Raw genomic sequence first — 415 nt, 5'->3', positions numbered from 1 at the left:
TTTGGCACGCTGTTGAGTTCTCAAGGAACGGACGCTTCCTTTGTACTCACCCGAGATAATCTCTCGTGGCTTTCCTCCGGGCGCTTCCCTTCGGTCTTGCGTTTCCGACTCTATCAGATCTTTCCGATCCGATTTCCTCGGCGCTTTCCAGGTTCTCGCTTTCGCGTTTCCCTTTCCGGCGACTCCGACTTTATCAGAGATTCTGAGTCGGAATTCCCGCCCTCCGGGGCCGGCTCCGATCCACGAAGTGGTCGGGTGCCCGTCCGAGCGGAGTTGTAAACGTACTGGAGCGGGGGGGGGGGGGGGGGGGGGAGGGGGGGCCAATTAACGGTGGGGGGGCCTGGGGGTGGACAGGGAGGGGAAGCCTTCCAACCCCAGAGAGGGAGACAAGCCGGGAATGGGGGCGTTCTTGGAG

The sequence above is a fragment of the Streptomyces sp. NPDC107500 genome, assembly GCF_055582785.1.
This window is presented reverse-complemented; position numbering follows the sequence as displayed.